Annotated in this window: 16 protein-coding genes; 7 read left to right on the top strand and 9 right to left on the bottom strand. The window is 67.5% G+C overall.

Annotation, left to right across the window (positions count from 1 at the left end):
- Positions 1 to 25: 25 nt before the first annotated feature.
- The gene (locus AB0L70_RS08260) at positions 26 to 994 is read left to right on the top strand and encodes a GNAT family N-acetyltransferase (RefSeq protein ID WP_363681394.1); all 969 of its coding nucleotides are present in this window, start codon (positions 26 to 28) and stop codon (positions 992 to 994) included.
- Here the strand turns inward: AB0L70_RS08260 and AB0L70_RS08255 are convergent.
- Positions 972 to 2,426 (bottom strand): MFS transporter, encoded by a 1,455-nt coding sequence (locus tag AB0L70_RS08255; RefSeq protein ID WP_363681392.1) that lies wholly within the window; start codon positions 2,424 to 2,426, stop codon positions 972 to 974. The two genes, AB0L70_RS08260 and AB0L70_RS08255, sit on opposite strands and share 23 nt — an antisense overlap.
- Before the next feature lie 147 nt (positions 2,427 to 2,573).
- Between AB0L70_RS08255 and AB0L70_RS08250 the strand changes: the two genes are divergently transcribed.
- Positions 2,574 to 3,152: a helix-turn-helix domain-containing protein gene (locus AB0L70_RS08250; protein ID WP_363681390.1), complete on the top strand. Its 579-nt coding sequence runs from the start codon at positions 2,574 to 2,576 to the stop codon at positions 3,150 to 3,152.
- Here AB0L70_RS08250 and AB0L70_RS08245 read toward each other — a convergent pair.
- Together AB0L70_RS08245 and AB0L70_RS08240 are read right to left on the bottom strand one after the other, a co-directional pair.
- The gene (locus AB0L70_RS08245) at positions 3,133 to 3,669 is read right to left on the bottom strand and encodes a dTDP-4-dehydrorhamnose 3,5-epimerase family protein (protein ID WP_363681388.1); all 537 of its coding nucleotides are present in this window, start codon (positions 3,667 to 3,669) and stop codon (positions 3,133 to 3,135) included. The genes AB0L70_RS08250 and AB0L70_RS08245 overlap by 20 nt on opposite strands.
- Positions 3,666 to 4,874, bottom strand: coding sequence for a DUF2786 domain-containing protein (locus AB0L70_RS08240; protein ID WP_363681386.1), 1,209 nt, complete (start codon positions 4,872 to 4,874; stop codon positions 3,666 to 3,668). The genes AB0L70_RS08245 and AB0L70_RS08240 overlap by 4 nt, the downstream gene beginning before the upstream one ends.
- Positions 4,875 to 4,975: 101 nt before the next feature.
- Between AB0L70_RS08240 and AB0L70_RS08235 the strand changes: the two genes are divergently transcribed.
- Positions 4,976 to 6,358 (top strand): FAD-binding oxidoreductase, encoded by a 1,383-nt coding sequence (locus tag AB0L70_RS08235; RefSeq protein WP_363681384.1) that lies wholly within the window; start codon positions 4,976 to 4,978, stop codon positions 6,356 to 6,358.
- Positions 6,359 to 6,425: 67 nt separating this feature from the next.
- Positions 6,426 to 7,820, top strand: a complete 1,395-nt coding sequence (locus AB0L70_RS08230) for an FAD-binding oxidoreductase (RefSeq protein ID WP_363681382.1) — start codon at positions 6,426 to 6,428, stop codon at positions 7,818 to 7,820.
- Between the two features lie 3 nt (positions 7,821 to 7,823).
- On the opposite strand, the gene AB0L70_RS08225 is transcribed toward AB0L70_RS08230, so the two are convergent.
- From AB0L70_RS08225 to AB0L70_RS08210, 4 genes are all read right to left on the bottom strand, one after another.
- Entirely contained in the window at positions 7,824 to 8,567 is a 744-nt protein-coding gene (locus AB0L70_RS08225; protein WP_363681380.1) for an SDR family NAD(P)-dependent oxidoreductase, read from the bottom strand.
- On the bottom strand, positions 8,560 to 9,801 hold the full coding sequence (locus tag AB0L70_RS08220) for a class I adenylate-forming enzyme family protein (RefSeq protein ID WP_363681378.1): 1,242 nt from the start codon (positions 9,799 to 9,801) through the stop codon (positions 8,560 to 8,562). The genes AB0L70_RS08225 and AB0L70_RS08220 overlap by 8 nt, the downstream gene beginning before the upstream one ends.
- Positions 9,802 to 9,808: 7 nt before the next feature.
- A complete protein-coding gene (locus AB0L70_RS08215; protein WP_363681376.1) occupies positions 9,809 to 10,012 on the bottom strand; it encodes an acyl carrier protein in 204 nt (67 codons plus the stop codon).
- An 89-nt stretch (positions 10,013 to 10,101) separates the two neighbouring features.
- Entirely contained in the window at positions 10,102 to 10,278 is a 177-nt protein-coding gene (locus tag AB0L70_RS08210; protein WP_363681374.1) for a hypothetical protein, read from the bottom strand.
- A gap of 115 nt (positions 10,279 to 10,393) precedes the next feature.
- On the opposite strand from AB0L70_RS08210, the gene AB0L70_RS08205 reads away from it, so the two are divergent.
- Positions 10,394 to 12,829, top strand: a complete 2,436-nt coding sequence (locus tag AB0L70_RS08205) for a hypothetical protein (protein ID WP_363681372.1) — start codon at positions 10,394 to 10,396, stop codon at positions 12,827 to 12,829.
- Positions 12,830 to 12,832: 3 nt separating this feature from the next.
- On the opposite strand, the gene AB0L70_RS08200 is transcribed toward AB0L70_RS08205, so the two are convergent.
- Positions 12,833 to 14,107 (bottom strand): DUF4143 domain-containing protein, encoded by a 1,275-nt coding sequence (locus tag AB0L70_RS08200; RefSeq protein WP_363681370.1) that lies wholly within the window; start codon positions 14,105 to 14,107, stop codon positions 12,833 to 12,835.
- Between the two features lie 69 nt (positions 14,108 to 14,176).
- Positions 14,177 to 15,754 (bottom strand): family 10 glycosylhydrolase, encoded by a 1,578-nt coding sequence (locus tag AB0L70_RS08195; RefSeq protein ID WP_363681368.1) that lies wholly within the window; start codon positions 15,752 to 15,754, stop codon positions 14,177 to 14,179.
- A 98-nt stretch (positions 15,755 to 15,852) separates the two neighbouring features.
- Between AB0L70_RS08195 and AB0L70_RS08190 the strand changes: the two genes are divergently transcribed.
- Both AB0L70_RS08190 and pseI read left to right on the top strand, forming a co-directional pair.
- Positions 15,853 to 16,362, top strand: coding sequence for a GNAT family N-acetyltransferase (locus AB0L70_RS08190; protein WP_363681366.1), 510 nt, complete (start codon positions 15,853 to 15,855; stop codon positions 16,360 to 16,362).
- A complete protein-coding gene (pseI, locus tag AB0L70_RS08185; protein ID WP_363681364.1) occupies positions 16,359 to 17,408 on the top strand; it encodes a pseudaminic acid synthase in 1,050 nt (349 codons plus the stop codon). Before AB0L70_RS08190 ends, pseI begins: the two co-directional genes overlap by 4 nt.
- Positions 17,409 to 17,411: the final 3 nt, after the last annotated feature.

The raw sequence follows: 17,411 nt of genomic DNA, 5'->3' as shown, positions 1-17,411 counted from the left end.
GGGCGGTACGCCGTACCTTCGAGCCATGGACTGGCCGGAGGGGATTGCCGCGCGCCCGATCGAGAAGGGCGACGCGGAGGCGTGGGCGGAGTTGCTGGCCGCACGGGAGAAGGTCGACCAGGAAGGCGAGAACTACAACGCCGACGACCTGCTCGAGGAACTGGACGACCCGCATCTGGACGCGGCCAACGACACCCTCGGTCTGTGGGCCGACGGGCGGATGGTCGGCTTCGCGAAGGCACAGAGCTCCCCGACCGTGGTCGATGTCGACCGGGTCCGGACCGAGGGCACCATTCATCCGGAGTGGCGCCGGCGCGGCCTGGGTACGACGCTGATGCACTGGCTGATCCAGCGGGCCGGCGAAATGCACGCCGCCAAGCACCCGGACGTGCCCGGCGTGGTCAGCGGCGGCTCGATCACCACGAACGTCGGTGCGCACCACATGCTGCGCAAGCTCGGCTTCGAGGAGTCCCGGTACTTCTTCGACATGAAACGCCCGCTGGACCAGCCGGTGCCGGAAGCCGCGCTGCCGGAGGGGTTCCGCCTCCAACTGTTCGACCCGTCCCTCGACGAGGCGACCCGGGTGAGCCACAACGAGGCCTTCCAGGATCACTGGGGCTCGACCCCGCGTGATCGGGAGAGCTGGAAGGCCTGGTTCACCGGAGCCCGCGCCTTCCGCAGCAACGTGTCGTACGTCGTCCTGGACGGCGAGACCATCGCCGCCTACGTCCTCGGCTACGAGTGGGAGGCCGACACGGAGGTGACCGGGTTCCGGGATCTGTACATCGGTCAGGTCGGGACGCGACGCGCGTACCGGGGCCGAGGACTGGCTCGCGCTGCCCTGGCAAAGGTCCTCGCCGAGGGCGCACGCGACGGCTTCCAGCGCGCGTCCCTCGGCGTCGACGCCGACAACCCCACCGGCGCCCTAGGCCTCTACGAATCCCTCGGCTTCACCCAACACAGCAAGTGGATCACGTACTCACTTCCGTTGTGACCCGGCGTCCCCAGGTCCACGGGCGGACGCTGATGATGATCATGGCGAGGGTCAGGACTGCATAGGTGAGGGAGCCGAGGAAGGCGGCGTGTACGCCGTCGACCAGGACTCCTCGAGGGATGGTTGCGGTCGAGTTGCGGCTGGCGGTGCCGAAGATGGTGACCAGGATGCCGAGGCCGAGTGCGCCGCCGACCTGCTGGACCACGTTCAGCATGCCGGAGGCGGCGCCTGCGTCCTCCGGTGCGACACCGGAGATCGCGCGGCCGACCAGCGGGATGAAGATCATGCCCGCACCCGCGCCGAACAACACGAGCGGACCGACCACGTTGGCCAGATAGGTGCTGTTGGCATCCAATCGGGTCAGCCACAGCGTGCCCAGCGCGACCAGGGTCGATCCGGTCAGCATCAGCTTCGCGCTGTCGATCCGGGTGATCAGCCGCGGCACGATTCGCGACGAGGCGAACAACAGGCCGGTCAGCGGCAGGAAGGCCAGACCCGCCGCCAGCGGGCTGAGTTCGAGCACGCCCTGCAGGTACTGCGTCAGGAAGAAGAACATCCCGAACATCGTCCCGACCACCAGCAGCATGGTCAGGTACGACGTCGACCGGTGCGCGGACCGGAACAGCCGCAGCGGCACGATCGGGTGGCTGACCCGGCGCTCGATCAGGACGAACGAGACCAGCAGGACCACCCCGACCGCGAACGCGGCCAGCACCTCGGCCGACGTCCAACCGGCGTCCGCGACCCGGATGAAGCCGTAGACGAGCGAGGTGATGCCGAGCGTCGAGGTGAGCGCCCCGGCCACATCGAACCGGCCGGTCTCCGGTGCGGTCTCGGTCAGGACCTGGCGGGCCGCGAAGACCAGGCCGATTCCGATCGGCACGTTGATGAACAGACCCCAGCGCCAGGAGGCCCAGTCCGTCAGCATGCCCCCGAGCACCAGGCCGACGCTGCCGCCGCCGGACGACACCAGGCTGTACAAGCCGAGCGCCTTCATCCGGTCCGGGCCTTCGCGGAAGGTGAGCATGAGCAGGGTCAAGGCTGCCGGTGCCGCGACCGCGCCACCGATTCCCTGCAGGACCCGGGCAGCGAGCAGCAGTTCGGCGTTCGGTGCGAGACCGCCGAGCAGCGAAGCGAGCGTGAAGACGATGACGCCGGTGAGGAACACCCGCCTGCGGCCGAGGAGGTCGCCGGCGCGGGCGCCGAGCAGGAGGAGCCCGCCGAACGCGAGCGCGTAGGCGTTCTGCACCCAGGACAGGCTGGACGGACTGAAGTGAAGGGTCTGCTGGATGTGGGGCATCGCGATGTTCACGACGGTGGCATCCAGCACCACCATCAGCTGGGTGATCAGAATGATCGCGAGGACGACCCCCGGCCGCCGAGCGGGCGTACCGGAGGTGGCGCCGGCCGGCGCCGCGGCTGTTGCCGACATATTGCTCCTTACCCCGGAGGGGCTACAGTTGAGACAGAAAGCGGAGCGCTCCTCCGGATACGATACGGAGGCCACCTCCGCTTTGGCAAGCGATATTCTGGGGAGGATTTCGAGCGGTAGGGTCGCTGCAGACAGTGAGGAGGCCGGATGGCACCGCAACCGTTGCCGTCGACACGGCCGACCCGCGCGGACGCGGCCCGGAACTACGACCTGCTGGTGACGGCCGCCCGGGAGGCGTTCGCCGAGCACGGCACGGACACCTCGCTGGAGGACATCGCCCGCCGGGCCGGCGTCGGCATCGGCACGCTGTACCGCCGGTTTCCGAGCCGGACCGCCTTGCTCGAGGCGGTCTACGTCGACGAGATCCAGTCCGTGTGCGACCGCGCGTACGACTTCGATCGGGACCTGGAGCCGTTCGAGGCGCTGGCGGCCTGGCTGCGTAGCTTCCTCGGGTACGGATTGTCGAAAGGCAGTCTGGCCGGCGAGCTAACGATTGCCCTGGGCAAGGACTCGCCGTTCTTCAAGGTGTGCAAGGTGAACGTGCAGGAGGCCGGGCAACTCCTGCTGGACAAGGCGAAAGCGGCCGGTGAAGTGCGGTCGGAGCTCGAGCTGGCCGACGTGATGCGGCTGGTCGGCGGCATCAACATGGGCCGGGACATCGAGCCGGAGCAGGCGCAGCGCTTGCTCGACATCGTCCTGTGCGGCCTCAGGCCCGCTGCGTCCTGACGCTGCCCCGGACCTGGTCGAGCGACGGGTTGGCGGCGTCGCGCTCGGTGTAGCTCAGCTGCTCCCGCGGATACGGCCACTCGATCGCCAGCACCGGGTCGAACAGGTCGACCGTGACACGCTCCGGGGACCAGAACTCGTTCACCAGGAAGTTGTAGATCGTGTGCGGCTCCAGCGTGCAGAAGGAGTTCCCCACACCGCGCGGCACGTAGAGAGCCTGCTCCGGACCCAGCTCGAACGTCTCCACCCGGCCGAAGGTCTCGGTATCGCGCAGCTCCACCAGAGCGACGAACATCCGCCCGGCCGACGGCGACAGATACTTCTCCCACGGCTCCGCGTGGATGCCGCGGACGATCCCGGCCGCGGAGAAGTGGGCGACGTTGTGCTGACAGACCTCCATGCCCAGATCTGCCAGCTTCCCGGCGTGGAAGTTCTCCTTGAACCAGCCGTCGTCGTTGGGCTGCACGTCGAGCTCGATCCGCAGTACGCCGGGAATCGTGGTCTCGTGCGCCTTCACCGGCGGACCTGCCGCCTGGCGTCGAGCTGAGCCTGGTCGGCCGCGGTCAGGCCGGCATGCCAGCCGGCGCCGTTCGTGATCCGGGTCCGCCGGGTCGTGGTGTTCGGAAACAGCTTGGTGAACAAGGCGTCCACCTGCTCCTCTCGTTTCGCCAGCACCGGCAGCAGCCGGTCCGCATCGGCCTCGGGTACGGCGGCCTCGGTCGCGGCTGTGGCCGCCTCCAACCGCTCGCCGATCCGCTGCGCATACGCCATCAGGAACGACTGCCGGAACGAGCGGGTCCTGGACTCACCCCGATGACCAATGTGTTTGCCCGCAGCGAGCATTGCGCGATTCGCCTGTACCAGCAGGGATGTACTGAGGATCTCGGTGTGCTGCAGGTCCAGGTCGGCGCCGATGATCGTGACCACAGCCAGGTCTTCGATCACGACCGTACGACAGCGGTTGGCGGATGCCACGGCTCCGACCAGCTGCGCCTTGGCGGAGACGTACGGCGTCTCGACCCAGATCCGGCGACCGGCGGAGTCGTCCGGGATCTCCACCTCGGCGGCCTCGACCAACGCGCTGTCGAGGGAGAACTTCGCCATCAACTCCTGCGCCTTGCCGGACAGGGCTTCCGCCTCATCCGGGAACTCGGTCGCCTCCGCCTTCGCGAGCAACCGCCGGATCCGCGCCAGCATCTTCGCGCTGCCTGGTACGACGTGATGCTCCGAACGGACCGGCGTACCAGGCAATGGGTAGAGCCGGGCAAGAATCGGCAACGACTGGAGGAAGCCGCCCAGCGACAGGGCGTGGTGAAGGGTCAGATAGCGGCCGACGCGCGCGGAGGCCGCCCAGGTCGTGAGCGTCAGTTCGGTGAAGGGCTGCGGTACGCCGAGATCGGTCAGCTGGTCGAGCCACCGAGGGTCGACGGTGTCGGCCCGGTAGCCCTGGTGTTCGGCGGAGATTGCGGCGAGCAGCAGCGGCTCGACGCCCGGGTCCAGGTCGCGGCGACTGTGCTGGACTACGTCCGCGGGCGCCCAGCCGCGCTCCCAGGTGGTGCGGAGCAGGCCGGTCAGGAACGCTTGCAGGCAACGATCCACCTGCGCCTGGTCGCGTTCGTCGTACGCACCGAGCCGGGCCAGTTCCGCGTCGGCGCGATCGTCATGCTGGGCAACGACGGTCGCCGCGATCGGTAACAATCGCAGGATCTTGTCGTCGCTCACTCGGACAATTCTGACAGACGACGCACGAAGGTTTGCCCGAAAGGACCGTGCCCATGGCGGAGCGGTTACCTAGGCTGGCGGGACGACTTCGGGGAGGAACCATGACACAGACTGTCGACGAGCTTCGGGCGACCCTCAGCGGCCCCGTCCTCGAACCGTCCAGCGAGGGGTACGACGACGCCCGCCGGCTCTGGAACGCGCAGCACGACCGTCGGCCGGCGGTGATCGCGCAAGTACGGAGTGCCGAGGATGTGCAGGCTGCGGTTCGGTTCGGCGTGGCCGAGGGGCTTGAGATTGCCGTCCGGGGTGGCTCGCACAGTATGTCCGGGGCGTCGTCGGTCGACGACGGCCTGATGATCGACCTGAGCCTGCTGAACCAGGTGACCGTTGACCCGGAGACGCGCCGGGCCCGGGTCGGCGGGGGCGCGAAGCTGGCCGATCTCGACGCAGCCACACAGCGGTACGGCCTCGCCGTACCGGCCGGGATGATCAGCCACACCGGCGTCGGCGGACTGACGCTCGGCGGCGGGATGGGCTGGCTGACCCGGCAGTTCGGGCTCAGCATCGACAACCTCGAGTCGGTCCGGATCGTCACCGCCGACGGCAGCATCCTGCATGCCGACGAGGACGAGAATCCCGAGCTGTTCTGGGCCGTCCGTGGTGGCGGTGGCAACTTCGGCGTGGTGACGGAGTTCGAGTTCCGGCTGAACGAGGTCGGCCCGATGATCCAGTACGGCCTGCAGTTCTGGGGGCTCGACCAGGGCGCCGACGTACTGCGGATGGCGCGCGAGCTGATCCCGACACTGCCGACCGACCTCAACGTGGTGATCGCCTGTCTGAACGCACCGCCGGCGCCGTTCGTGCCGACGGAGAACCACTTCCAGCCCGGCTACGGTCTGGTTGTCGTCGGATTCGGCACGGCCGAGCAGCACGCCGAGGTATTGGAGAGGATCCGCACCACCCTGCCGCCGCTGTTCGAGTTCGCGACGCCGATGCCGTACGTCGCCCTGCAGAAGTCACTCGACGAGCCCAACCGCTGGGGGCAGTACTGCTACGAGAAGGGCAGCTACCTCGAGGACCTGACCGACGGGGCGATCGAGGTGATCACCGAACACGTGCCCAGGAAGAACTCTCCGTTGTCGGCGACCCTGATCTACCGGCTCGATCGCGCGTACTCCGCCGTACCCGAGAACGCCACGGCCTTCGGCGGCGGCCGCACCGACCGGTACGCGATATTCATGGTCGCGATCAGCCCGGTGCCGGAACTGCAGGACGCGGAACGTGCCTGGGTGCGGTCGTTCTGGGACGCGCTGCAATCGCACACGGTCGGCATCGGCAGCTATGTGAACGGGATGACCGAAGCCGAGGAGGACCGGATCCGGGCCGCGTACGGCGACAAGTACGAGCGTCTTCAACTAGTCAAGGCGAAGTACGACCCGGACAACGTCTTCCACCGCAACCAGAACATCAAGCCGGCGTTCTGAAGGTTGCTTTAAGCCCGCTCCGGGATGATCCTCCGAAGAAGGGGACTCTCAGGGGGAGGGCAACGGCATGACTCAGCTTGCCGACAGCGGCATCGGAGATTTGCGGACGACGAACGAAGGACCGGTTCTCGGTCCCGACGACCCCGGGTACGACGAGGCCCGGCTGGTCTGGAACGCGGCGATCGACCGTCATCCGGCGGTGATCGTTCGCTGCCGGAGCGCGGCCGATGTGAGTCGGGCCGTGCTGTTCGCGCGCGACCACGGACTGGAGATCGCGGTCCGTGGTGGCGCGCACAGCCCGGGCGGGTCGAGTGTGGTCGACGACGGGCTGATGATCGACCTCAGCCTGCTCAACGAGGTGACGGTCGACCCGGAGGCGAAGCTGGCCCGGATCGGCGGTGGCGCGCTGCTCGGCCAGCTCGACGCGGCGACGCAGGAGTACGGCCTGGCCACACCGGCCGGGATGATCAGCCATACCGGGGTCGGCGGTCTCACCCTGGGCGGCGGCATGGGGTGGCTGACCCGCAAGTTCGGGCTCAGCATCGACAACCTGGAGTCCGTGCAGATCGTCACCGCGGACGGGGAGATCCGGCGCGCTTCCGAGCAGGAGAACCCGGAGCTGTTCTGGGCGATCCGTGGTGGCGGCGGGAACTTCGGTGTGGTGACGGAGTTCGAGTTCCGGCTGCATGAGGCCGGCCCGATGATCCAGTTCGGCCTGGCGTTCTGGGGGCTCGAGCAAGGTGCCGACGTACTGCGGACGGCCCGCGAGGTGGTCGCAAAACTTCCGGACGAGGTGAATATCGTCATCGGTGCGGTGAACGCTCCACCCGCGCCGTTCGTGCCAGCGGAGTACCACTTCAAACCGGGGTATGCCTTGATTGTCACGGGTTTCGGGTCGGCCGAAGAACACGCGCAGGTGATGGACGAGATCCGGTCCGCGCTGCCGCCGGCAGTCGAGTTCGCAAGCCCGATGCCGTACGTCGCTCTGCAGCAGATGCTGGATGAGCCGAACGCGTGGGGATTTCACGCGTACGACAAGGGCTTCTACCTCGACGAATTCACCGACGAAGCGATCGACGTAATCACCGAACACGTACCGTTGAAGGCTTCGCCAGGCTCCGTCGTGTTGTTCTACCGTCTCGACAAGGCGTTCTCGACGGTGCCGGAGGACGCGACCGCGTTCAGCGGTAGCCGGGCGCCTGGCTGGGCCGGGTTCATCGTCGCGGTGTGTCCGACGCCGGAGCTGCTCGAGCACGACCGCGCGTGGACACGGTCCTTCTGGGATGCGCTGGTGCCGATGAGCCGTGGCATCGGGAGTTACGTCAACGCGATCAGTGATGCGGGCGTGGACGATCGGGTGCGGGCGTCGTACGGATCGAAGTACGAACGGTTGGCTGCGATCAAGGCGACGTACGACCCGCAGAACCTCTTCCACCGGAACGCGAACATCAAGCCGGCCTAGCGTTCAGATGGATGCTGCTCCGTCGATGACCAGGACCTGGCCGTTGATGTTCGTGTTGTCGAGGAGCAGCATCCGGACGACCGGTACGACGTCATCCGGTTCGGTCAGGTGACCGGTCGGCGTACGGCGGACGATCTGATCGAGCTGGGTCGGGCCGAGGACCGCGGACATCTCCGAGGCGAAGAAGCCGGGCGCGACCGCGTTCGCAAGGACGCGGCCGCCGAGTTCACGAGCGAGTGAACGGGTGGCTGCGTCCATCCCGCCTTTGGTGGCGGAGTAGGCGACCAGACCCGGGTAGCCGCGCTGGGCGCAGATCGAGGTGACGTTGACGATCCGGCCCTTCAAACCCTTCGCCAGCAGGCGGCGCAGGACGAACCGGGTCAGCACGAGCGGCGCAGTCAGGTTGGTCTGGATGATCGCGGCGAGATTCTCGGCCGACGTGTGAACGTGCAGGGAATCCTGGCCGATCGCCGCATTGTTGACCAAGGCATCGATCGGGCCGAGCGTGGTCTCGACGGCCTTGACGAACGCCTGGGTGGCCGAAGAGTCGTTGATGTCGACGGAGCCGTGGTGCAGGTGGTCCGGGTACTTCTCGCCGAGTGCGGCCAGCTCCGGGGTCACGGTCCGGGCGAAGGCGGCGACCTTCAGGCCGGCCGCGAGCAGGTCGGTGACGATCGCCAGGCCGAGGCCGCGCGAACCACCCGACACCAGCACTACCGACGCCGGCGGGACGTTGAGGTCAGACATCGCTCTTCAGGGTTTCCTTCTGCGGGATCTGGTCGAGGAACTTGATCCGACGCGGTACGCCGTAGTCCGGCAGGCGACTCGAGCACCACTGCACCAGGTCGGCGTCGGTGATCGGGCCGAGCGCCTTGTTCGGCACCACCTCGGCCGCGACCATCCGGCCGACGAGTGGGGCCTTGCGGGCGAACACCCGCGCCCAGGCGACACCCGGATGAGCCATCAGCACACTACGCACGATTCCGGCCGACACCTTCGAACCGCCGACGTTGATCTCGTCGGTGTCCAGCCGCCCGGTGATCAGCACGCGGTCACCGTCGAACTCAACCCGGTCGCCGGTGTGTACGGCGCCGACGAGGCCCGCGCCATGATGCGGTGAACGGATCACCAACTCGTCGCCGTCGACGAGGAGGATCGGGCGGTCCGGGTCGGGCTTGCGTTCCAGCCAGGCTTTCGGGAAGCCGGCCTTGCCGTCGTGGACCACGATCGACGCGCCGACCTCGGAGGACGCATAGATCCAGGAGATCCGGGTGGTCGGGAAGATCTCGCGGAGCTGATCGAGGATCGCCTGGTCGACCGGCTCACCACCGAGCGTGATCTGCTCGAGCGGGACCTTGGCGAGGGTGTCGGCGTCGCGGTAGACGGCCTGCCGCCAGAAGGTCGGCGTACCGGAGGCTGCGGTGACGCCGTGCTCGGCGGCGATGGCCGGCCAGTCCTCCAGCTCGTGTGGCTCGATCACGACCATGCCTTGGTCGGCGTGGGTCAGGGAGAGCGTGACGACCTGCCACCAGGCGTAGGTGCCGGGTGAGTACGGCAGCAACCACGTGCGCGCGGGCTGGTCGCCGGTGACCGTGGTCAGGGTCTCGAGGGTGTGGCCGATCCGCTTCGGGCGGCCGGTCGAGCCGGAGGTGAGCAGCCAGGCGCGGCCGGACTCTTCGACCCGCTTGAGTCTGGCCGGTGTCACTTCCCCATCGGGCAGAACAATGGCGAAACCTGACTCACCCAGTTCCTCCCGCATCCGCTCGTCGACGCGGGATGCGGTGGCAACGAGTAGTTCGGTGCCGTGCACCGCGTGGTGACGCAGGGCGGCGAGGGCGTCGGCGCCGTTGTCGACCAGGACGGCGGCCGGTGAGGGCAGTTGGGGCAGCTTGTGCAAGGTCCGCCAGGTCAAGCGCTTACCTGCGACGACGACGGTGTTGTCGTCACCGATCAGGGCGGTGGTCCGGCGGCGCGTGCTCACAACGCTGTCACGCCGACTGGAGTTGCTCGATGAAGTCCAGCACGTCGCCGACAGTGGCGATCCGGCGCAGCCCGGGGGCATCGAAGTTCAGCTCGTCACCGATCTCGTCCTCCACCCGGAGGGCCAGCTCGGAGAAGTCCAGCGACCGGAACCCGATCTCTCTCAGGTCCGCCGCGTCGTCAGCCGGCAATGTCCGTCCCTGCGCCGTCATCACCTCACCCATCATTTCCCTGACCCGACCCCGCGCCACCGAACTCATAAACCCGAAGCCTAGCGTCCTCGGTTTGCGGCTGAGGCGGGTCAGGGTGGCTCTTCGGATTGAACAGTTGGAGCCGGTTGGCGGCGTACCCGGGCTTTCAGGCGTTTGAATCTGGAGCTGAGCTCCCAGCCGACCAGAGCGACCAGTGGGCTCGCGGCAGCGACGGCGGCGAGGAGGACCTCCTCGACCGGCAGTCCGGCGATGTGGAGGGCGACCATCGGACCTCCCGGGCACGGCGGGGTCTGGGAGATTACTGAGTGTAAAGGGGAATCTCCTGGCGGTAAACGCCTCACCGTGCACGAGCGCGACTTGTCCGGCTCATACACTTTCCCGATGATCAGAGGCCGGGGGAAGCGGGCAGCCGCCGTGCGTGGGCGTCGCCTGGCGGCGATCGCGAGTCTGCCGGTGCTTCCGCTGGCCTGGTTCGTCGCGTTGCAGGAGCACCCGCCCTGGATGCCTGGCGTCTACCTCGCGTACCTCTTGGTCGTCATCGTCGTACCGGGCACGATGTTCTGGCGCCGGCTCACCGGGGGCACCGGCTGGTTCGCCGCGGACGTGGTTCTGGGTACGGCCTTCGGTCTGGCGGTCGAGGCTCTGATCTATCCGATCGGGATGCTGTTCGACATGCCGTTCGCGGCGTTGCTGATGCCCGCGCTGGCGTTCGGGATGTGGCGGGCGCTGCCGCGATGGACGCAGCCGGAGCGACCGACGCCGTGGTGGTCGACGGCCGGTGTGATGGTCGCGGTCGGTTTCGCGGCCGCGTGGTTCGTGCGGGTCGGCTCGCAACTCGTCCCGCTCAACGGAGCCAGCGCGCTCCGGACGAACACGGACGCGCCGCACAACCTCGCGCTGGCGAGTGAGCTGACCCATCACTTCCCACCACGGATCCCGTACGCCGATGGCGAGTGGCTGACCAGTCATTGGGCGGCGTACAACCACATCGCGTCGTCGCACTGGATCACGCGCGTCCCGCTCGACGTACTGACGGACCGGATGGTGCCGTTCGCCTGGATCCTGTTGACGGTGCTGGGGGCTGCCGCGGTCGGCATGGTTCTCACCGGGCGGGCTGTGGCCGCACCGATCGCGGCCGGGCTCACCGTGGCTGCTGGAGACCTGGTTCCTTGGCCGTGGGCGGTTTCGGATCGGGTGTTCGCGGACGGGCCGTTCTCACTGGGTCAGCTGACCAATCCGCCGCAGGCGTTCTCCACAGTGCTGTTGCTGCCGCTCATGGCGGTCACTGCGCTGTTGTTGCGACGCAAGCCCGATCAGACCCGCGGTCAGCTGCTCCGGCTCTACGTGGCGGCCGGAGTGCTCATTGCGGCCCTCGCATTGACGAAGGCGACCACACTGCCGGTCTATGCGACCGGACTGGCCGCTGCGTGGATCTACCTGACGGTCCGGGCCGGGCGGCTCAACCTCCGAGCGTTGGCACTCGGTATCGGTGTCGCGGCGGCGTACGCGGTCACGTTCTTCCTTGTTCTCCAAGGCTCCTCGTCCAGCGTGCAGTTCGACCCGGCGGCGTCCTTCGACCACCTCGCGGACCGGATGGGTGGCGGGTCCGCCGTACCGGTGATCGCGGTCGTGGTGGTGCTCGGCTGGGTTATGCCTGCGGTCGGTGCGCTGCTGATCAAGCGCCGGGTCCGGCGTGACCCGATGCCGGTGTTCCTGCTCTTCGGTTTCGGCGCCGCGATCGCGGGCGCTTCGCTGTTGTACGACGAGGGTCAGACCCAGCTGTTCTTCATCCGCACCGGCTTCATCTACGGCGTACTGCTCGCCACCTGGGGTCTCGGCTCGCTCAAAGGCCGCCAGTACTACGTGGCTGCGATCGCGTTGGCCATTGGTGCGGCAGCGATCTACTGGGGCCGTCATCAGTCGGACAGCTCATGCACTTCGACCAACTGCTTCGGACAGGGTGTTGCGGTCGCACTGGCGATCGCACTGCTCGGCCTTGGCGTGTTCGGGCTGGTGTTGCGTGGCTCCCGGCGTACGTGGGCTGTCATCGCGGTAGCGATCCTCCTGGGTACGACGGTGTCGCCGACGGTGGCGTCCGTACGGAAGTTCGCCACCTCGCCGTTGACGGAGTACGACTCGATCGCACCGGGCGGGATCGAGGCGGCACGATTCATCCGGCGGAACTCCGGGTCCGACGACCGCATCGCCACCAACCTGCACTGTCACCGGGCCCGCGCGTCGCACTGCCTCACGGGCTCGTACTGGATCGCCGGGTACGCCGAACGCCGGGTGCTCGTGCAGGGCTGGGCCTATCAGAGCCGTGTGGACGACACGTACCCGGCGGGCGTGCAGGGCAGCTACTGGGACCAGGAGAAGCTGCGGCTGAACGACGCGGTGTTCAGCGATCCGACGCGGGAGAGCCTGGAGACGCTGCGGACCAAGTACGGCGTGCAGTGGCTGCTGCTGGACGAGCGCGTCAGTGCACCACCGAAGAACTTGGACCGCCTGACCGAGCTGCGCTTCCAACTAGGCAGCGTCCGCGTCTACCAGCTCTACCCACCACCACCGGAGAACCCGTTCCCGTCCCCCACCGGCTCGCCATCCCAAACCCCCGGATCGCCGACGCCAGGATCCCCGAGCTCCAGCTCCCCGACATCCAGCTCCCCGACCGGCAGCGTCCCAAGCTCTCCGACATCGAGCACGCCGACCTTCCCGACGAGCAGCGTTCCAACCTCCAGCTTCCCAACAAGCAGCACCCCCACCACCCCATTCCCGACGCAGCAGTCCAGCACCCCACCAGGAACCCCAGTCCCCTGAGGATCAAGGGCCGAGGAGCGCCGCGGGAATTACCGCGATCCCGTCCTGACGCCGATATGCCTCAGGACCGGTGTAGATCACGGCGGCGTCCACCAGCTCGTCGCCGATCTGCGACTGCAACCAATGCAGGTGCCTGACATCGGCGTCGGTTACTACCGGCGCCAGCTTGACCTCTATCCCCAGCACTCGGCGGTCGGGGCGCTCGACGATCAGATCCACTTCGTGGTCGCCATTCTTCGTTCGCAGATGCCGGACCTGGGCCTCGGCGGGTTGTGCGTAGACCTGGAGGTCGAGCGTCACGAGCGACTCGAACAACTGACCGAGCAGTACGCCGTCCCGAACGTGGGGACGCTTTCCGACGGTGTTGTTCAGCAGCGCCCGTGTGTCCGCTCCGAGTAATGCGGCCGCGAGCGCAGGATCCGCGAGATGGTGTTTGGGCGCGGAGCCCAGTCGATTGAGCTGCTTTCGCGTCGGCAGCCAGGCTTCGACAGATTCCAGCAGCCACAGCTGACTGAGTATGTCGCGATAGGCGATCGTCGTCGTCTTCGCCGGCTTGTCGCTGTCGCCCGCTGTGGCGGCATCGAGGATCGCGTTGTACGACGTCGTCGTGGCGGTCGCCGCGGCATAGGCCGCCAACCAGGCCCGCAAGGTGGCGGGACGTCGGACCAGGTGCCCTTGTTCGGGAAAGTCGTGCTCGACGATTCGTTCCAGATAGCCGGCGAGCTGAGCGCGGCGTGCACGTCCGGAAAGTTGCCGGATACCTGGAAATCCGGAGCTGACGATCTCCTCGGCATAGGCCTCGAGGCCCAGGTTCGTCGTCCCTTCGACCGAATCGCGAGCACCCGACAACAGCGCACGAAGGCTGACGGTCGGCGTCTCGACGCCTCGCTCGGCCAGAGCCATCGGCCGCATTCGCAGCCTGACGATCCGGCCGGCACCAGAGTGGGTAGGGGCATCGATCGGGCTGGCGCTGCCGGTCAGGAGGAACCGACCCGGCTCGGCTCCTCGGTCGACACCGCGGCGGACGAGGTCCCAGACCGGCGGGTGGAGCTGCCACTCGTCCACCAGCACTGGCGGCGCGGCCCGCTCGAGCCGGCCCGGGTCCGCAATCAGCAGCTCCCGCTGACCAGGATCGTCGAGCGTGAGGACTGTCCGTGCTCGCCGGACTGCCGTCTCGGTCTTCCCGACGCCCTTCGGACCGTCGAGGGTGATCGCCGGCAGCTCGGCGAGCAGATCGTCCAGTTCTTGGTCAACGACTCTCTGAAGGTACCCAGCCATGCAGCAAGACTACCGTTAGCAGGCAATCAAGACTACCGTTAGCAGGGTCTGGAGGCTACCGATAGCACCTCAGCGCAGGGAGACTGTTGGGATGGGGATGCTTTGGTTGGCGAGGCGGTCCAGGGCTGTGACTGTGTAGAGGTAGAGCTTGCCGGGGGTGGCGGTGGTGTCTACGTAGGACTGGGAGGCGCCGGTGGAGCGCATCGTGGCGATCAGGTTGCGGGCGTCGTTGTCGGGGCAGTGGTCGCCGGCGAGCAGTTCGCGGCGGTAGACGGCGTACGACGTGGTGTCGGCTGAGGTGCGCCGCCACTTGACCTGTACGCCGGTGCTGGTGCGTGACGCCTGGACAGCGTGGACCGGCAGCGGGGCACGGGAGTCCAGAGCCGGCATGGCCGGGATCAGCGCGGGCTTGGTGTACCAGGTGTTGTTGAGCAGCGTGGTCGCACCGAGGCGGTCGGCGCGGACGTCCTTCGCGGAGAAGTAGATGTTGCCCTTCACCTCGGGGATCGCACTGTCGAAGGCCAGGTGGTCACTCAGCTCCTGCGGATCCGCCCAGTCCGGCGACTGCGTCGACGTACCGACCTTGTACGTCGCCTCGCCGATGTAGAGGTGGACATGCGTACCGCGGACCTGGTCGGCCCACCACGGCACGATCTTGTTGTAGTCGGCCGCGGCGAACCCACCGGCCCAGTAGACCTGCGGGACGATGTAGTCGATCCACTCGTCGCGGACCCACTTGCGGGTGTCGGCGGCGAGGTCGTCGTACGTCTGGACGCCAGCGGTGGTGTCGGTGCCCTCCGGGTCGGTCGCCTTGTTCCGCCAGACCGCGAACGGCGAGATGCCGAACTTGATCCACGGCTTGATCGCGTGCATCTTCTGGCTCAGCTCGTGGATCAGCAGGTCGATGTTGTTCCGCCGCCAGTCCTGCAGGTTGGAGAAGCCGGCGCCGTACTGCGCGAACGTCGCGGCGTCGTCGAAGACTTGTCCTGCCACCGGGTAGGGGTAGAAGTAGTCGTCGAAGTGCACGCCGTCGATGTCGTAGCGGGAGACCGCGTCCATGATCGCGTCCTCGACCAGCTTGCGGGCCGCCGGGATACCGGGGTTGTAGTACAGCTTCCCGCCGTACGTGACGACCCAGTCCGGGTGCAGTCGCGCCGGGTGCGTCGGGATCAGCGCGTTGATGTCCGTGCCCATCGAGAGCCGGTACGGGTTGAACCAGGCGTGCAGCTCGAGGTTGCGCTTGTGCGCCTCGGCGACGGCGAACGCCAGCGGGTCGTAGCCGGGGTCTCCACCCTGCGTGCCGGTCAGGTATTGCGACCAGGGCTCGACCTTGGACGGCCAGAACGCGTCAGCGGTCGGACGGACCTGCAGGACCACCGCGTTGTGGTGCTGGCGGACCGCGTCGTCGAGCCAGGACCTCAGCTCGGTCTGCTGCTGCGCGGCGCTCAGACCGGTCTTGGAGGGCCAGTCGATGTTCACCACCGACGACACCCAGCTCGCCCGGAACTGCCGGAGCGGTGTGGTCGGGCTGGGCGTGCAGCCCTGCTGACCGGCAGGTGCTTGTACGGCGGTCGCCGTACTGGGCAGACCACCCAACAACAAACCTGCCGTCACGCCGAGTACACCCATAGCTCGCCAGACTCTCATGTCACTCTCCGACTGTCGTTCAAGGTGAAGTCGAAAGATGTTTACACACCCACCCGCTTGAAGAACAGTGCTCGAGGAGATGGCGCTAGGTTAGGAGCATGTTGCGTGCAGCTACCGAGGACGATGTCGACACCATCCGGCGGCTGCGGAACCAGCAGGCGAATCGCGATGTCAGCATCACCTCGCACGAGATCGGCGCGGACGAGCACGCAGCGTGGTGGGCGAAGACGTCGGTCGACCCGACCCGGCGGGTGCTGATCTATACGCGGGACGGCGCGACGGCCGGTGTCGTCAACTTCTTCGACATCGAAGGATCGTCGGCGGCCTGGGGATTCTTCCTCGACGCGGACGGCCTGGCCGACCGCGGCGAGACGCTGCCGGCCTGGATCGAGGTGATGCGCGAGGCGACGACGTACGCGTTCGACGAGCTCGGCCTCGACCTTCTCACCGGCGAGGTGCTCGAGCACAACACCGTGGTCCGGCAGATGAACCGGCGCTTCCGCTTCACCGAGGGCACCCCGGAGCAGCGGTACGCCGACGGCCGCGAGCTCACCGTGATTCCGATCAGCCTGCGCAAACAGGACCGTAGATCCAAGGGGCAGAAGTGAACACCATCGAGATCGGCGGCGTGCCGGTCGGGCCGGATCACCAGCCGTTCGTCATCGCGGAGATGTCGGGCAACCACAACGGTGATCTCGAGCGGGCCAAGGACATCGTCCGGGCGGTCGCGGAGTCCGGGGCGCAGGCGCTGAAGCTGCAGACGTACACCGCGCAGACGATGACGCTCGACCTGGATCTGCCGGCCTTCCGGCTGCCGGTCGAGCACGAACTGTGGAGCGAGGCGCGGCTGTACGACCTCTACGAGGAGGCGCACACGCCGTGGGCGTGGCACGAGCCGATCTTCGAACTGGCCAGCTCGCTCGGGCTGGTGGCGTTCTCGTCGGCGTTCGACCAGACCGCGATCGACTTCCTCGAGAAGCTGAACGTCCCGGCGTACAAGGTCGCGTCGAACGAGATCGGCGATCTGCCGCTGGTCCGCGGGATGGCGGAGACCGGGAAGCCGATCATCATCTCGACCGGGTCGGCGACGCTCACCGACATCGACGCTGCGGTCCGGGCTGCCCGGTCCACCGGCAATGAGCAGATCCTCGTGCTGTCCTGCACAGCCAGCTACCCGGCTCCGCCCGAGCAGTCCAACCTGCGCGGGATCCCGGTTCTTCGCGATGCACTCGGCGTACAGGTCGGCCTGTCCGACCACACGATGGGCATCGGCGCGGCCATCGCTGCCGTCGCGCTCGGGGCGACCGTCATCGAGAAGCACGTGACGCTGAAGCGGATCGACGGTGGTGTCGACTCGGCGTTCTCGCTCGAGCCGTGGGAGCTCGAAGCGCTGGTCGAGAACACCCGCGTCGCACAACTTGCCCTCGGCAGCCCTACCATCGGCCCGAAACAAGCCGAACAGAACGTCCTCCGCTTCCGCCGCTCGCTCTACGTCACCCAGGACGTCCGCGCCGGCGACCCCATCACCCGCGAGAACGTCCGCTCCATCCGCCCCGCCGGCGGCCTACCTCCCGACCACTACCAACAGGTCGAAGGCCGTCCCTTCCGCGTGGACGCCCCCGCAGGCACTCCCCTCACCTGGGACCTGCTCTAGGGT

The sequence above is a fragment of the Kribbella sp. NPDC051952 genome (assembly GCF_040680855.1).
Taxonomy (GTDB): Bacteria; Actinomycetota; Actinomycetes; order Propionibacteriales; family Kribbellaceae; genus Kribbella.
This window is presented reverse-complemented; position numbering and strand designations above follow the sequence as displayed.

Bases quoted from the DNA above. Each gene is read 5' to 3' on its own strand.
- AB0L70_RS08200 (WP_363681370.1), bottom strand. From the start codon at position 14,107: ATGGCTGGGTACCTTCAGAGAGTCGTTGACCAAGAACTGGACGATCTG.
- AB0L70_RS08255 (WP_363681392.1), bottom strand. From the start codon at position 2,426: ATGTCGGCAACAGCCGCGGCGCCGGCCGGCGCCACCTCCGGTACGCCC.
- AB0L70_RS08260 (WP_363681394.1), top strand. From the start codon at position 26: ATGGACTGGCCGGAGGGGATTGCCGCGCGCCCGATCGAGAAGGGCGAC.
- AB0L70_RS08210 (WP_363681374.1), bottom strand. From the start codon at position 10,278: ATGGTCGCCCTCCACATCGCCGGACTGCCGGTCGAGGAGGTCCTCCTC.
- AB0L70_RS08195 (WP_363681368.1), bottom strand. From the start codon at position 15,754: ATGAGAGTCTGGCGAGCTATGGGTGTACTCGGCGTGACGGCAGGTTTG.
- AB0L70_RS08205 (WP_363681372.1), top strand. From the start codon at position 10,394: ATGATCAGAGGCCGGGGGAAGCGGGCAGCCGCCGTGCGTGGGCGTCGC.
- AB0L70_RS08190 (WP_363681366.1), top strand. From the start codon at position 15,853: ATGTTGCGTGCAGCTACCGAGGACGATGTCGACACCATCCGGCGGCTG.
- AB0L70_RS08235 (WP_363681384.1), top strand. From the start codon at position 4,976: ATGACACAGACTGTCGACGAGCTTCGGGCGACCCTCAGCGGCCCCGTC.
- AB0L70_RS08250 (WP_363681390.1), top strand. From the start codon at position 2,574: ATGGCACCGCAACCGTTGCCGTCGACACGGCCGACCCGCGCGGACGCG.
- AB0L70_RS08230 (WP_363681382.1), top strand. From the start codon at position 6,426: ATGACTCAGCTTGCCGACAGCGGCATCGGAGATTTGCGGACGACGAAC.
- AB0L70_RS08215 (WP_363681376.1), bottom strand. From the start codon at position 10,012: ATGACGGCGCAGGGACGGACATTGCCGGCTGACGACGCGGCGGACCTG.
- AB0L70_RS08225 (WP_363681380.1), bottom strand. From the start codon at position 8,567: ATGTCTGACCTCAACGTCCCGCCGGCGTCGGTAGTGCTGGTGTCGGGT.